At 40.8% G+C, this 13,886-nt stretch carries 15 protein-coding genes; 2 read left to right on the forward strand and 13 right to left on the reverse strand.

The genetic code is table 11. The features are described 5' to 3' along the window. The first annotated feature begins 137 nt into the window (after positions 1 to 137). Together rpsU and FTV37_RS04210 are read left to right on the forward strand one after the other, a co-directional pair. Positions 138 to 353 carry a 30S ribosomal protein S21 gene (gene rpsU / locus FTV37_RS04205; RefSeq protein WP_001136722.1) on the forward strand — a complete coding sequence of 72 codons (216 nt, stop codon included), beginning with the start codon at positions 138 to 140 and terminating at the stop codon, positions 351 to 353. A 39-nt stretch (positions 354 to 392) separates the two neighbouring features. Next, on the forward strand, positions 393 to 839 hold the full coding sequence (locus FTV37_RS04210) for a GatB/YqeY domain-containing protein (RefSeq protein WP_180063104.1): 447 nt from the start codon (positions 393 to 395) through the stop codon (positions 837 to 839). 114 nt (positions 840 to 953) lie between these two features. Here the strand turns inward: FTV37_RS04210 and FTV37_RS04215 are convergent, their stop codons facing one another. The 13 genes from FTV37_RS04215 to FTV37_RS04275 form a co-directional block, all read right to left on the reverse strand. Next, positions 954 to 1,511 (reverse strand): GNAT family N-acetyltransferase, encoded by a 558-nt coding sequence (locus tag FTV37_RS04215; RefSeq protein ID WP_180063105.1) that lies wholly within the window; start codon positions 1,509 to 1,511, stop codon positions 954 to 956. Between the two features lie 47 nt (positions 1,512 to 1,558). Beyond that, the gene (locus FTV37_RS04220; RefSeq protein ID WP_180063106.1) at positions 1,559 to 1,918 is read right to left on the reverse strand and encodes a hypothetical protein; all 360 of its coding nucleotides are present in this window, start codon (positions 1,916 to 1,918) and stop codon (positions 1,559 to 1,561) included. A gap of 121 nt (positions 1,919 to 2,039) precedes the next feature. After that, positions 2,040 to 3,479: a M48 family metalloprotease gene (locus tag FTV37_RS04225; protein ID WP_078188859.1), complete on the reverse strand. Its 1,440-nt coding sequence runs from the start codon at positions 3,477 to 3,479 to the stop codon at positions 2,040 to 2,042. Positions 3,480 to 3,564: 85 nt separating this feature from the next. Further along, entirely contained in the window at positions 3,565 to 4,536 is a 972-nt protein-coding gene (locus FTV37_RS04230; protein ID WP_180063107.1) for a D-glycerate dehydrogenase, read from the reverse strand. Positions 4,537 to 4,556: 20 nt separating this feature from the next. Next, positions 4,557 to 5,204, reverse strand: coding sequence for a hypothetical protein (locus tag FTV37_RS04235; RefSeq protein ID WP_180063108.1), 648 nt, complete (start codon positions 5,202 to 5,204; stop codon positions 4,557 to 4,559). Between the two features lie 174 nt (positions 5,205 to 5,378). After that, positions 5,379 to 7,268, reverse strand: a complete 1,890-nt coding sequence (locus FTV37_RS04240) for a M48 family metalloprotease (RefSeq protein ID WP_180063109.1) — start codon at positions 7,266 to 7,268, stop codon at positions 5,379 to 5,381. A gap of 91 nt (positions 7,269 to 7,359) precedes the next feature. Next, positions 7,360 to 8,898 carry an amidophosphoribosyltransferase gene (gene purF / locus FTV37_RS04245; RefSeq protein ID WP_180063110.1) on the reverse strand — a complete coding sequence of 513 codons (1,539 nt, stop codon included), beginning with the start codon at positions 8,896 to 8,898 and terminating at the stop codon, positions 7,360 to 7,362. 24 nt (positions 8,899 to 8,922) lie between these two features. Further along, positions 8,923 to 9,510 carry a CvpA family protein gene (locus FTV37_RS04250; protein ID WP_078188866.1) on the reverse strand — a complete coding sequence of 196 codons (588 nt, stop codon included), beginning with the start codon at positions 9,508 to 9,510 and terminating at the stop codon, positions 8,923 to 8,925. A gap of 5 nt (positions 9,511 to 9,515) precedes the next feature. Then, a complete protein-coding gene (locus FTV37_RS04255) occupies positions 9,516 to 10,517 on the reverse strand; it encodes a quinone-dependent dihydroorotate dehydrogenase (protein WP_180003012.1) in 1,002 nt (333 codons plus the stop codon). A gap of 90 nt (positions 10,518 to 10,607) precedes the next feature. Next, the gene (gene gspM, locus FTV37_RS04260; protein ID WP_168378926.1) at positions 10,608 to 11,087 is read right to left on the reverse strand and encodes a type II secretion system protein GspM; all 480 of its coding nucleotides are present in this window, start codon (positions 11,085 to 11,087) and stop codon (positions 10,608 to 10,610) included. After that, on the reverse strand, positions 11,087 to 12,226 hold the full coding sequence (gene gspL / locus FTV37_RS04265; RefSeq protein ID WP_180063111.1) for a type II secretion system protein GspL: 1,140 nt from the start codon (positions 12,224 to 12,226) through the stop codon (positions 11,087 to 11,089). Before gspL ends, gspM begins: the two co-directional genes overlap by 1 nt. 27 nt (positions 12,227 to 12,253) lie before the next feature. Continuing rightward, positions 12,254 to 12,709 carry a histidine phosphatase family protein gene (locus tag FTV37_RS04270; protein WP_078193626.1) on the reverse strand — a complete coding sequence of 152 codons (456 nt, stop codon included), beginning with the start codon at positions 12,707 to 12,709 and terminating at the stop codon, positions 12,254 to 12,256. A 79-nt stretch (positions 12,710 to 12,788) separates the two neighbouring features. Further along, positions 12,789 to 13,862, reverse strand: coding sequence for an NAD(P)H-dependent glycerol-3-phosphate dehydrogenase (locus FTV37_RS04275; protein ID WP_180007311.1), 1,074 nt, complete (start codon positions 13,860 to 13,862; stop codon positions 12,789 to 12,791). Positions 13,863 to 13,886 lie beyond the last annotated feature (24 nt).

Here is a 13,886-nt window from a genome sequence, read left to right on the forward strand (position 1 = left end):
TTTTGCCCATTTCAAAATATTGCGAAACCTATTATAGACTTGTGATATGAGATGTAAATGAGTAAAATACTGACCTTCACTTGTGATCAAGGGTAATTCGACCCGAGATCTTATCCATAACTTAATGAGGATTCTTCATGCCACAAGTTAAATTGAAAGAAGGCGAACCAGTAGACGTAGCTATCCGTCGTTTCAAACGTTCATGCGAAAAAGCGGGTGTTCTTGCTGACGTTCGTAAACGTGAATTCTACGAAAAACCAACTCAAGAACGTAAACGTAAAAAAGCTGCTGCTGTTAAACGCTACCAAAAGAAATTGGCTCGCGAATCAGTACGTACTACTCGCCTTTACTAAGATTAATTTGTGATTGATTGACTAACCTGGACAAGATAAATGACTCCTTTAAAAAACCAAATAACTGAAGTTTTAAAAGCCGCTATGCGTGCTAAAGAAATGGACAAGTTAACGGTAATACGTAGTCTACAGGCAGCAATCAAGCAAATCGAAGTCGATGAGCGCATAGAGCTTGACGATAAGCAAGTTCTTGCGGTCATTGAAAAGCAAATCAAACAACGCAAAGAATCGGTTAAAGCCTTTTTAGGTGCAAATCGAGATGATTTAGCTAGTAAGGAACAAGCCGAGATTGAGGTGTTATCTCAATTTCTACCAGAAGCTATGACTGAGGAAGAACTTGATTCCATCATTGCGCAAACAATTACTGCGCAAGAAGCTACTAGCATGAAAGATATGGGTAAGGTGATGAACTCTCTACGTCCGCTCATAGCCGGACGTGCCGATCCTGCACAAGTTTCAGCTAAAATTAAAGCGAAACTCTCTTAATCTTTCATCTATATTGTTTGATTTGGTCTATTTAAGTACGCTGATGACTTAAATAGCCAAATTATCCAAATTCAAAAATAATTCAAATTCATTCATCATTTATAATTATCTTTCTTATTTAACGATTTCATACTTACAAATATCTCGCCAACTTCCATCTACTGGATTTTGAATTGCAGCTTGTTCGATTTCAATCAATTTAAAATTTGCTCGTTCACATAGACGTCGTGCTTGCTTGTTCTCTACATCTACAAAAGCGTTTAATTGCTGAAATCCTAGATCATTCAATAATTGATCCACAAATAACTGCAAAGCTTCTGTCATCAAACCCTGCCCTTTAAATTCAACATTTCCCCAAAATCCAACGTTAGCTTGGTTTTCCATCCAATTGATTTGATGAATATCCATGACACCTAGAAAGTTATGCGACTGTTGCTCACGAATCACATAAACAAAATTTTCCTGATTTAACGCAGCCAACACTCTCGAATCACAAAATGCCAATGAAGCATCTAAATTAGGTTCTTGTAAGGACCAAGCCAAACTTGCAGGAAACATTCGTAAGGTTTCTATACTTTGACAAATCGCCTCATAAAGTGCTTTTGCATCGTGGCGCTGAATCAACTGAAGCGTGATTCTGCCATGACTCATACCAAAATCATCGAGTTTCATTTTTATTCAGTTTCTCGTAATGATTTAAAATGCTTATAAATTTACTATTAATTTAGGGCACATTGCACATTATATTTTTTTAATAATTGCATCTCTCTAGAAGCAGTCACTTGCTGAATCACATCCTGCTTATTCATAGTATGGTACTCACGATCTAAAAATGCACGATTTTCATCTGCCGCACGATAAAGATCATTTACATAAGTCTGAACAATACCGCAGTATTTCACTTGCTGGTCTGCTTTAAATCCCTGTTGCTGTGGGTCTAACTGACTAAAAAATTGTCGTACATCGGTTTTATATTTTTCGTTAATATCATTCACAGCGATCACATATTGCTCTGCGCTAGCTGCTGCAATATTCGTTGCTAAGCCCAACAGACAGGCCGCCAAAATCATATTTTTCATTTGTAAGTTCTTAATCATAAACATTTTACATCCAGCTAGTTTACACTGATTAATCCAAGCCACTAAAACTACAATTTGCACTTTATAATCGACATAGATAAGTGCATCACATTTGAAATCTTTATATTTTTAATTTCCGTTCATTTTGCATTTCGTCTACACGTTGCTTGATTTTCGCAGAAAGACTTTTCGAGTCTTTGGCGATGCGCTGCGCCTGTAGCAAAGATTTAATCGCGCGTTCTTCATCCCCGCCCCAATACTCTACTTCAGCTCGATAGCGCAGCACATTGACCGAACGGAAGCTTGCATCTTTGTCTGCATCAGCCATTTGCAACATCAGTCGCCAACCACTCAAGTCACGCGGATTTGCTTGTAAAAATCGCTGTAGAATCAGTTGTGCTTGTGCATATTCTTTGTTTCGAATCAAAGCCTCTGCATATTTATAATTTAATGCACGATTTTCAGGCATAATGATTGCCGAACTTTTCACAGCGTTCACAGCATCGGCTGTTTTGTTTTGTCCCAACAGCACATCGGTCTGCAAAATAGTAAAAAGTGCATGCGATGCATTTTGTTTTGCCGCTTCATTTAATAACTTTTGAGCAGCACTAAAGTCACCTTGTTTAATATGCAAGCTCACTAAAGCCAACTCAGCTGCATAATTCTTTTGCGCCACCATCGCATTTAATTGCAATTCAGTCGCCTGACCTGACAGTACTCGACTATACCAGCGCAGAATTTCAAAATCTTGATCAACCAAACTGGTTTTAACTTGAGGCAACTGATTGGCACGTAAGCGCGCTTCGCTCATACGCTCGGTGGTTAAAGGATGTGTCAACCAAAAATCAGGCAGAAAGCTCACTCGACTCGTAGAACGATGCATCACTTCAAAGAAGTCAGCCATGCTCTGCGGATTGTATCCAGCACGGTACATATACTGCATCCCAATACGGTCTGCTTCACGTTCTTGATTGCGGCTATAGGTTAGCTGTTTATCCATTAAAGCAGCTTGTGAGCCCATCATTACAGCCGCACCGACATCACCATCTGCCTGTGAGGCCACCAAGGCTCCGACCAAAATACCGGCTAGTGACAGTAAACCTTGCCCTTTAAAGGCTTCTTGTGAACGACTGTAATGACGTTGTGATACATGTGCAATTTCATGCGCCATCACCCCTGCCACTTCATCCATGTTGCGTGCTGAATTAATTAATCCTGCATTTAATGCAAATAAACCACCAGGTACAGCAAAAGCATTAATTTGTGGATCATTAATTAATAACAAACCGACCGGTTGATTGAGTTGAGTTTGACTCAAAATATGCGTAAAGACAGATAAAAGACGATCTTCCATCCACGGATTTTCAGTCACAGGAAGTTGACGATGCACCTCACGATACACCTTCTCACCAATGGCACGTTCTTTTTGTTGATCCAACAAGCCGACGCCACTACCAATTTCAGGCACAGAAAATTGTGGGGATGAACTAAAATCTACGGACTGCGTCTGCGCCAATGTCGAACAAAGCCCGAGACCACATGCCAGTAAAATCTTTTTCAAAGTCTATTCTCTAAATTTCATATTCGTACTTCATCGAATATAGCATTGAATTTTGGTGAATTATGGAGAAAACTGTTGTGATTGTTTATTCAAATTTTGGATTGACCACATAGCGTGGCGCGCGCTCATGTACCAAAACATCCACTAAATTTTGATAAGCCAATTCCGCCATACGTTTACGGGTAGCCGCTGTTGCCGAACCCACATGGGGCAATGTCACGACATTGGCTAATGTAAATAAAGGTGATTCTTGAAGTGGCTCTTGCTCATACACATCTAAGCCTGCTGCAAAAATTTGACCACGACTTAATGCATCGATTAAAGCAGCTTCATCAATTACTGAACCGCGTGAAATATTGACCAATACCGCATGCGATTGCATCAAGGCCAACTCACGTTCACCAATTAAAGCTTTGGATTCTGCATTTAAATCCACTGCAACGACCACAAAGTCAGCACGTTGCAACAAATCATCCAAATCGCAATATTGTGCTGATAACGATTCAGCCAATTCAATTTTTTCTCGGCGATTATGATAGAGCACATTCATATTAAAGCCGTAGCGAGCACGGCGCCCGATCGCTGCGCCAATATGTCCTAAGCCAATAATTCCGATGGTTTTAGCAAAGACATCCATGCCAAATTGCTCAGGACCCACTGTACGCTTCCACTGCCCTTGTTTGGTCCATTGATCCAATGCAGGCACTTTACGTGCTGCACTCATCAACAAGGTAAATGCTAAATCTGCTGTAGTTTCCGTCAACACATGCGGAGTATGACTCAACCAGATATTTTTTTGGTTTAAAAATGCGAGATCATAGTTGTCATAACCAACACTTACACTTGAGATGACTTTTAATTGTGATGCATGCGCTAAATTCGAAGCATTCAACAAACGCCCCGCACCGATCATGGCGTCAGCATCTTTTGAATGCTCAAGAATTTGCTGATTCACATCACCCAATTTAGGGCTAATTTGGAAAACTTTAAATTGCTGTTCTAAACGTTGGATTATTTCTTGATCTATTTGACTAAAAACCACTACTTTTTTTTGCATAAATTTTCCATTTACGTAATTTAAGTATTTTGTCCTGCCTTATTTTGCATAAATTGCCATAGGCGTTTTTTCAATAAAGGCTGTTCAATCATTTGCTGTAAAGATGCCAATGGATACACCTTCGCATGCTCTAAATGCGGAATATCGCCTAGACAAATGACATTTTTATCCAAGCTCATCGCATCGATAAAACCCTGTACATAAGATGCTGCACCACGACCATCTTGCAAATTCACCCAGCCAAAAGGCCACTGTAAAGCAAAGAAATCGGCACTGACTGCGCGCTGAATATTGCTCCACAAAACTTGCTGCTCTGCCGTTAATTCTGTGGCATCAATGACAATGACACAGTGCATTAAACAGATGGCTTCTAAGTTAAACGAAGGGATTTGAACAATTGGACGAATTTCAACAGGCTCAACAACCTTTGGTTCATCTTTAGGTGCTTCTACAGGTTGATTTACAACAACATCAACGTTCTTTTTAAGCTCAGTCTGTGATGAAACAGGCGTTGGCTGAGGCGCATTTTTGAGTAGAATTTCAGAGACTATTTCAGGAGCCGCCTGATCTCGCCAGATATTTGAGCTAAATTGCTGACACGGAGCCGCCTGAGGAATCCATACATCAATTCCCATTGCCGCCATTATGCTTCGCTGATGCCCAATCATGCTTTCATTTTCACCTATTCAAGGCTTGTTATTCTAACGGGATTCACTCTGTTTTGCTGAACTTTTATAAATCAATTAGACCACTCTATTTCTCTATTGATTATGTAGACTTGCTCAGACTACTTTTGACTTAAAATTAAACAATTTATTCATAAATCAAACCGCTATAAACAATTATACGATCATTAAACTATTTTTCTTTTGCATTAGTTCAACTATCTCAACTGATTCAAATCCAATACGCCAATATAGTAGCTGCAAAACATCCAACTCATCTTGCGTGATAATTCGATCATTCCATAAACATATTTCTGCAACCCCAAGGATGCTTAGACGCTCACGAAGCAACAATCCTGAAATATCATTTAGGATTTCAGCCAAGTCTATTGGCTCATCAGAAATATCGCGATAAAACTCTAATTCTTCTTTCGTTAAGATTCGATTGAGGATTTTTTCACGCACTTCGAGTTGGTTATCACTGTTAATTTGTTGCACATGCAACAAGGCATCAATCAAACGCACAATACTCGGTTTTACATCTTCTAAAGATGTAGGTGTATGTGCAGGCAACAGATTTAACTCATATTTGACTGTTTCAAGTAGTAATGCATCGAGCAAACCAATTTCACCATCTTCCTGAATAATTTTGGCCAGCTTGGTTAAGAACTGCCGTGAAATTGTTGCTGGCATGGTACCAATATTTTTACATGCCTCATGAAAAATTGAGATATGCACACGACCATCAAGATTCAATAATGCATCTACAATCGCACGACTCACTTCAGCTTCAGTCGGAATAAACTCTCGATACTGACGAATCATTAAAATAGCAACCATCACCTCACGCGAACCCGTTGCTGTTTGCAAGGCACGTTGGATCAATTCAGGCCGCTGCCAATTTTCACGAATCTCAGGGTTCAACGGTTTAATTGCATCTCGTATCGCAAAACTAATCGGTGACAAGCGCAGTAAAGGTAATGGTTGTGGCGAGTTCCATGGTGTTGCAACATCTGGACTAGCTTCTTCTAGTGAACGGAATAAATAAAATAGCGGCTGGTTTCGCAGTTTTTTTAAATTTTCTAGTTGCAGGTCATGAATGAGCGCCGGATTTAATTCAAAAATACGCTGTTCAATACTTGGGTGAATATTCATCCAGTTTTGCGGACTGAGTGAGTTTGCAAAACACATATGAGAAATCGATTCCGCATATTCACTATGAATTTGCGAACCTGAATGATGCACATAAATCCTTAATAAGGTTTGAATATTGGCATCATTTTGAATCAGACGTTTGGTTTTCTGATCATTGCGATAGGTTCGAGAACCCAAAGAGATATATTTAATAAAGCGGGAAATCAAAACACCCAAGCTTCCGATCAACCAAATGACCGCGCCAATCGCTACAAAGAGGGTTTCAAACTTATTGTCCCGTGCTTGTCCATTTTTATAGAAACCACGTTTTGCAATTTTACTACCCCACTGACTAAAGGTCGTCAAACCGCTATATAAGATTTTCAAACGGGTATTTTCCGCAGCTTCCCCTGACAAGATTTTATTAAATTCATGGCTCAGCAAACCATACATTTCCATCTCATCTAAGGTTTGTAATGCACCCCAGGTTAAAATGATCGATGTATCTCGAGGGCTAAAACCTGCGGTGAGTGCATTTACACCCACTTCATCGGGTAAGACATAAAGTGCAGGAGTATCGATTAGAAAGGTATCTGCCAGCTGCTCCGTCATACGCAGTGCAACACTTTCTTCAGGAATACTTTCTATCAGACTCAGACGACGCGCACCCAACTGTTTAGCAAGTGAATAACCACCTAAGCGAAAGGTGTAAAAATCATAGAGAACTGAAACCAACATAATCAGCAGTACAGCAGCCACTAAAAATGGGCTAAGAACATGCCAATAGATAGACTGAGTGGAATCATAATAATCCACAATTAAACCGACAATTACATTAATAATTGCGACGGTCAAAAACACTGCCGCCATACACATGGTGACAGGCCAAAACATATTTTTGTTTTTTATAAAATCATAACCCACACGTCTCAATGTAATACCCTTAAGCTACATTGTCTTTTGTTTGCTCATCATAAATGAAAAAAGCGGGAAATTCCCGCTTTTTCAGTGTGTTTTCAGCAGATTATTCTTCGCGAACACCTGTTAAATCCACAGAAGCTGCATCAATGTTAACATCAATATAGGCTGGCTTTTCATTTTTTGCAGAGTCATTACGCTTACGCTCTAATGCTGCCAAATATTCAGCATCAATACCGCCTGCCACATATTTACCATCAAATACCGAGCAATCAAAGTCTTGCAACTCAGGGACTTTCTTGGTGCGTACTGCAGATTTCAAATCTTCCAAGTCTTGGAAAATCAGGCGATCAGCACCAATGATTTCACGGATTTCTTCAACGCTACGTTCTGACGCAATCAGTTCAGATTTGGCTGGCATATCGATACCGTACACGTTTGGATATTTCACCATCGGTGCAGCAGACGCAAAGAATACTTTTTTCGCACCTGCATCACGCGCCATTTGAATGATTTCATTACAAGTCGTACCACGAACAATCGAGTCATCGACCAATAGTACGTTTTTGCCTTGGAACTCTAGCTCTACAGGGTTAAGCTTTTGACGCACAGATTTCTTACGAAGTTGCTGACCCGGCATAATGAAGGTACGACCGATATAACGGTTCTTCATGAAGCCTTCACGGAATTTCACACCTAAGGTATTTGCAAGCTCGAGCGCAGAAGTACGTGAAGTATCAGGAATTGGGATCACGACATCGATATCGTGCTCATCACCCCATTCACGTAGAATTTTCTGAGCAAGTTTTTCGCCCATTTTCAAACGTGCTTTGTAAACTGAAATACCGTCAATGGTTGCATCTGGACGCGCAAAATATACGTATTCAAAGATACAAGGACGATATTCAGGGGCTGCTGCACACTGCTTGGTCGACATCACGCCATCAGCAGTAATATAAATTGCTTCACCCGGTGCAATATCACGCTCAACCTTAAAGCCGAGCGCTGTAATTGCGACAGATTCAGACGCAATGATATATTCCATACCATTTTCAGTCTCACGCGAACCGTAGATCAATGGGCGAATACCATTTGGATCACGGAAACCCACAAGGCCTTGACCTGTGATCATAGCAACAACCGCATAACCACCTTTGCAACGTTCATGCACACGTGAAACCACGTGGAATACATCTTCAGCGCTTGGTGTAAGTTTTGCGCGTTTTTGCAATTCGTGAGCAAATACGTTTAATAATACTTCTGAGTCTGAATCGGTGTTCATATGACGTAAGTCAGTCTTGAACAAGTCATCATGAATTTCAGCAGCATTGGTTAAGTTACCGTTATGTGCAAGCGTAATGCCATAAGGTGAGTTTACATAGAATGGCTGAGCTTCAGCACTGCTAGAAGAACCCGCAGTTGGGTAACGAACATGGCCAATACCATAATTACCCTGTAATGCACGCATATGACGTGTGTGGAACACATCACGTACCATACCCGTATCTTTACGCAGGAATAAACGACCATCCTGACAAGTTACGATCCCGGCTGCATCCTGTCCACGATGTTGTAACATCGTTAACGCATCAAACAACATTTGGTTAACAGGTGATTTACCAGCTATACCAACTACTCCACACATAGCAACCTCGCAGACAAGCTAGGGTTAATAAAAAGGATTATTTGTTGACTCACCCGATCCAGAACGTCCGTGCTTGTTCTGCGACTCAGATGGGAGGTCTGAAGATTTCTGAGCATCTTCAGACTGAATATGATGAAGTGCTTGATTTGCAGCATCTTTGGACAATTCGGTTGCCCAAGGCGCATATGGCAATAATGACTGAACCATTTTAGATTGTTTCCAATGTGGTGAACTTTCTACCCAAGGACCTAGCCCCTGCATAGTGATCAGCACCACCAACAATCCTTTTAAGCTTCCAAAAACACCACCTGCCAGTCGATTTAACGGACCGAGCTTTAATGTTTTCAAAATACTGTTCAATAACCATGTCGCGACCCAAGTCATGACTACAATCAACAATACAATAAATGCGAACGCGGCAATCTTCTGTACCACTGGATCTGTACTTAAAGATGTCATCGAAGGTGCAAGGACGGTTGCATACTTTGCCGCAATGACAAGTGCAAGAATCCATCCAATGAAGTTCGCAAAGGCTTTTACAAATCCTTGACGCAAACCGTTAAGCCCTCCAATGAGCAAAATAATCAGTATAAAGATATCAATGGTATTCATGATATTTACAATGCGTCTACGCAGTCTTTTACAAGTGTCGGACCTGTATATATGAGGCCACTATACACTTGTACAAGGCTAGCTCCTGCTTTTTGTTTCGCAACAGCATCCGCGCCCGACAAAATACCACCTACACCGATCAATGGAATTTGACCGTTTAATACTTTAGCAAAAGCCGCCAAACATGCCGTACTTTTTTCAAAGACTGGCGCACCGGATAGACCACCTGCTTCATCACCATATGGAAGGCCTTCAACACCTTCACGTGACAAAGTCGTATTGGTAACAATCAGACCATCAATTTTAAATTTTAACAATTGTTGGGCAATAAAATTAATGTCTTCTGGTTCTAGATCTGGTGCAACTTTAAGTACTAAGGGTACATAATGTTGATTTTCATCCGCCAACTCGAGTTGACGTTTCTTGAGCGTCTCTAACAGTTCAGTCAAAGCATCACCGCTTTGTAAGCTGCGAAGATTTTTTGTGTTAGGAGATGAAATATTAACGGTAATATAAGAAGCGTAGTTATAAACTTTTTCTAGACAAATCAGATAATCGTCAACTGCTTTTTCAACAGGTGTGACTGCATTTTTACCGATATTGATCCCAAGTACACCCTTAAATTTTGCAGCTTTGACATTTTCGATCAGCTGATCCACGCCATCGTTGTTAAAACCCATACGGTTAATAATGGCTTTTGCTTTCGGTAAACGAAATAAACGAGGTTCAGGGTTCCCTGATTGTGGAAGTGGTGTAATTGTACCAATTTCAATAAAGCCGAAGCCCTGGCTCGCCAGCGCATCGATATAAGCACCGTTTTTATCAAGACCGGCTGCTAAACCAACAGGATTCGGAAATTCGATTCCCATACATGTTACTGGTTTAGACGCCACGTTTTGACGCATCATTCCCATCTTGTGAGAAGATTTCAACAGCGATAATGTCAGCTCATGTGCACGCTCTGGTGCTAAAGTAAACAACAAAGGGCGGGCTAGAGAATACAACATATCTATAAAAGTCTACTGCTTTTTAAGTCGGCATATTATAGGCACAGCACAAATAAAACACCATGCTTAGCAGATCTTTATTTTTACCGATTATTGTACACTCGCTGTTAATTTGACCTGTCCCGCTTCAGAACTTAACTCCATCTTTTCAATACTTAAGCCCATTTGAACCAATTGAGTCAAAAAATTGGCCAGAATTGCATAATTTTCATGCATCACTGCAATCTGTATTTGCTCACCGACTTGTTGAGATGCCACGGATAAACCCTGTTGTTGCGATACACGCTGAACTTTTTCCAACGCGCTCAGTTGTGTATCACCTGCTGGTTTCATCGTGACGGCATTACTTTGCATCCAAACAACAGTATCTTTGAGTTCATTCACGCGCTTTTGTTGAAAATTTGCAGCTTTGTTCATATAAAACAGTGCCGAACCAATCGCTGCCACTACAACAAAAATCGTGGTAAAGATCACCATGACTCGTTCACGAGTAGAAAGTTGGTCTAAATAATCAGTGATGCGCTCAATTTGCCCATCTATACGTTGCTGTAGGTTTTCCATTTTTATCATTATTGTATTTTCACCAATCCAATCGCGCCGTTGGCACTTGGTTGAATATTCCCTAATTCGACTTTAAAACCTTGTTGTTTTAATTGATCAGTTAGGGTTTGTAGTACTTCTGCCGAATTGGCTTTTAGCTCCATATTTAACATCGAGGCTTCATAGCTCACACGATTTGCAGAAATTTGGTTTTGCATTAAAACTGGCCCGACACGGCTCAGTAAAGACAAAGCCTGTGCATTGCCCGTTTGACTCTGACGCAATTGTGATTCGAACTGGCTTTTCAGCGTTTGTTCAGTGACAGGATAGCTTTGACCAAACCAATATTTAAACTGATCAATCGCTTGTGCCGCAGTGATATTGGCCACTTTTTTGTATTGACACCAGCGAACTGCATCATAACTAAACTGAGTAATTAGAGCCGCAACCAAAACAGCTGCACAAGCTTTCCAATAACCGCTTACACCCGTATTGGTTTTGGCTTTCGGCAAAACATTCAGTGGATGTTGTTTCGGTTTTTTTATATTGGGTAGTTCATAATGAAACGATTCAATGTGATCATGCGTTACAGCGGCTTCAAGACTATGCGTCTGATCTGAACTTAGATTTGAAATCTTATAGTTCGGCTGACCAATTTGATAATCTAAATACAATGCCAAATCATCAACAGACTGACCGACATATTCATTATTTCGGACCAATAAATGACCGCTGACATTTGCCAAAACATGTTGCCCTGATTCTGGACTTGGTAAGACCAAAAAGTCAGGTAATAACGAAATGACTTTTACAGGAATTAGCGTCAAAGCATGCTGCATCGTTTCGACTGCACTATGTGCAATCCCCATGACCGTTAATTCATCTGGACTTTGAAAATGATGCAATACTTTCATTGCATCCAAAGGCAAAATGACATATTCCTCAAGTAAATATTTTACGCCGTCTGGGCCAAGTTTTTTATATTGGTTTTTTGGAAAATTTTGCTGAATGATTTGTACATCACGACTCGGAAAGAAAACAACCGCTTCCTTTCCCGCATGTGGCTGAATTTCCTGAATCAACTGTTCAAGTGTCGATGACTGCTTCCAGAAATCCCCTTCTGACCATTGCCAAACCCCATTGGCTTCGGGCATCCATAAATACAACATTAATTTTTCTGCCGTTTTAATTGGTTTTTATGTTGATGGTATAAACGTTTTAATTTGTGTTGATAACCCTGGAGCAATGACCGCTTGTTCATAAATGCGCGCTTCTGCCAAAGCATAGGGATTAAAATATTCTGAGACCAAAACACTGGCCATATGTGCCACAACGTTCATATGGCACACCACCACAATAGACTCATACGGTAAATGTGACAACCATTCCACTGCAACTTTGGCATCATCTTCCGGTTTGATGGCATTACAAATAACCACAGGCACATGTGGAAAATGTTTTTGCAAAGATGACAGTGTTTGCTGCGCACGCAGTAGTGGACTCACCACAAAAACGTCTGGTTGAATTATATCTTTCAAATATGCTGCAGTTTCTGCCGCTTGAGTTTGTCCACGCGCTGTTAAAGGACGCTTTTCATCATTCCCCATTACAGGTGGAGCAGCTTCGCCATGCCTAACCAATGTCAGTTGCATAAAATTTCCTTATTCTATTCCGCACATTATATACAGCCAGTATGACAAAGCTATGTGTATTGCATATTAATCAGCAAACTTAAACTTGCTGATGTGGCAAGACAAATTCAACATCACTACGATGGCCATTTTTCATCAGTGACAATGCAATATTCAGTGCCGGTGCACCTTCAAAAATCACTTCGTACAAGGCACTGGTAATTGGCATATATACACCGAGCTCTTCAGAGCGTGCGCGTACTTGCACAATGGTATTAATCCCTTCCGCAGTTTGTCCCAGTTCTTTGGTGGCTTGTTCTAAGCTTTTACCACTACCGAGTGCAAAGCCGACTTGGTAATTGCGGCTGAGCGGACTACTACAAGTTGCAAATAAATCACCGACACCAGACAGACCTAGGAATGTTAATGGGTTTGCGCCTAATTTCACTGCAAAGCGGCTCATTTCTGCTAAAGCACGTGTCAAAATCATACTCTTGGTATTTTCACCGACACCATAAGCCGCAGCCAGACCCATCGCGACTGCATAGATATTTTTCAGAGCACCGCCCAATTCCACGCCATGCACATCATCACTTGCAAATACACGGAATAATGCACTGTGCAGCGCTTGTTGAACAGCATAACGAACCAGTTCAGATTGGCTTGCAATCACAGTCCCCGCAGGTTGCCCCGCAACAATTTCCTTCGCCAAGTTTGGCCCTGAAAGCACACCATAAGGGACTTCAGGAAGTTCTTCACGAATAATATCGCTCATAAAGCTAAAGGTATTGGCTTCAATACCTTTGGTTAAAGACACCACTGCTTGTGACGTGATAAAAGGCTTGATCTGCTGTAAAACACTACGGAAAGAATGGCTCGGAATGGCCACCAAAATAATATCACGATTACATACTGCTTGTTCTAAATCTGAAACAGCGAGCAAACCTGCTTCTAATTGAAAATCTGGCAAGTAACGTTTATTAATATGTGTTGCATTGATATCCGCAGCCACCGCCTCATCACGAATCCATATCATGGTGTCACAGCCATTACGTACTGCAGTATTAGCCATCGCAGTACCAAAACTCCCACCACCCAGCACCGTAACACGCAGTGCAGTTTTTTGATCAACTGACACAGGGCTAACAAGACTTGCAAAATCAAGTTCTGACATTGTTCTTTTATCCTAATTTCTTTA

The organism is Acinetobacter sp. YH16042 (assembly GCF_013417245.1).
GTDB lineage: Bacteria > Pseudomonadota > Gammaproteobacteria > Pseudomonadales > Moraxellaceae > Acinetobacter > Acinetobacter amyesii.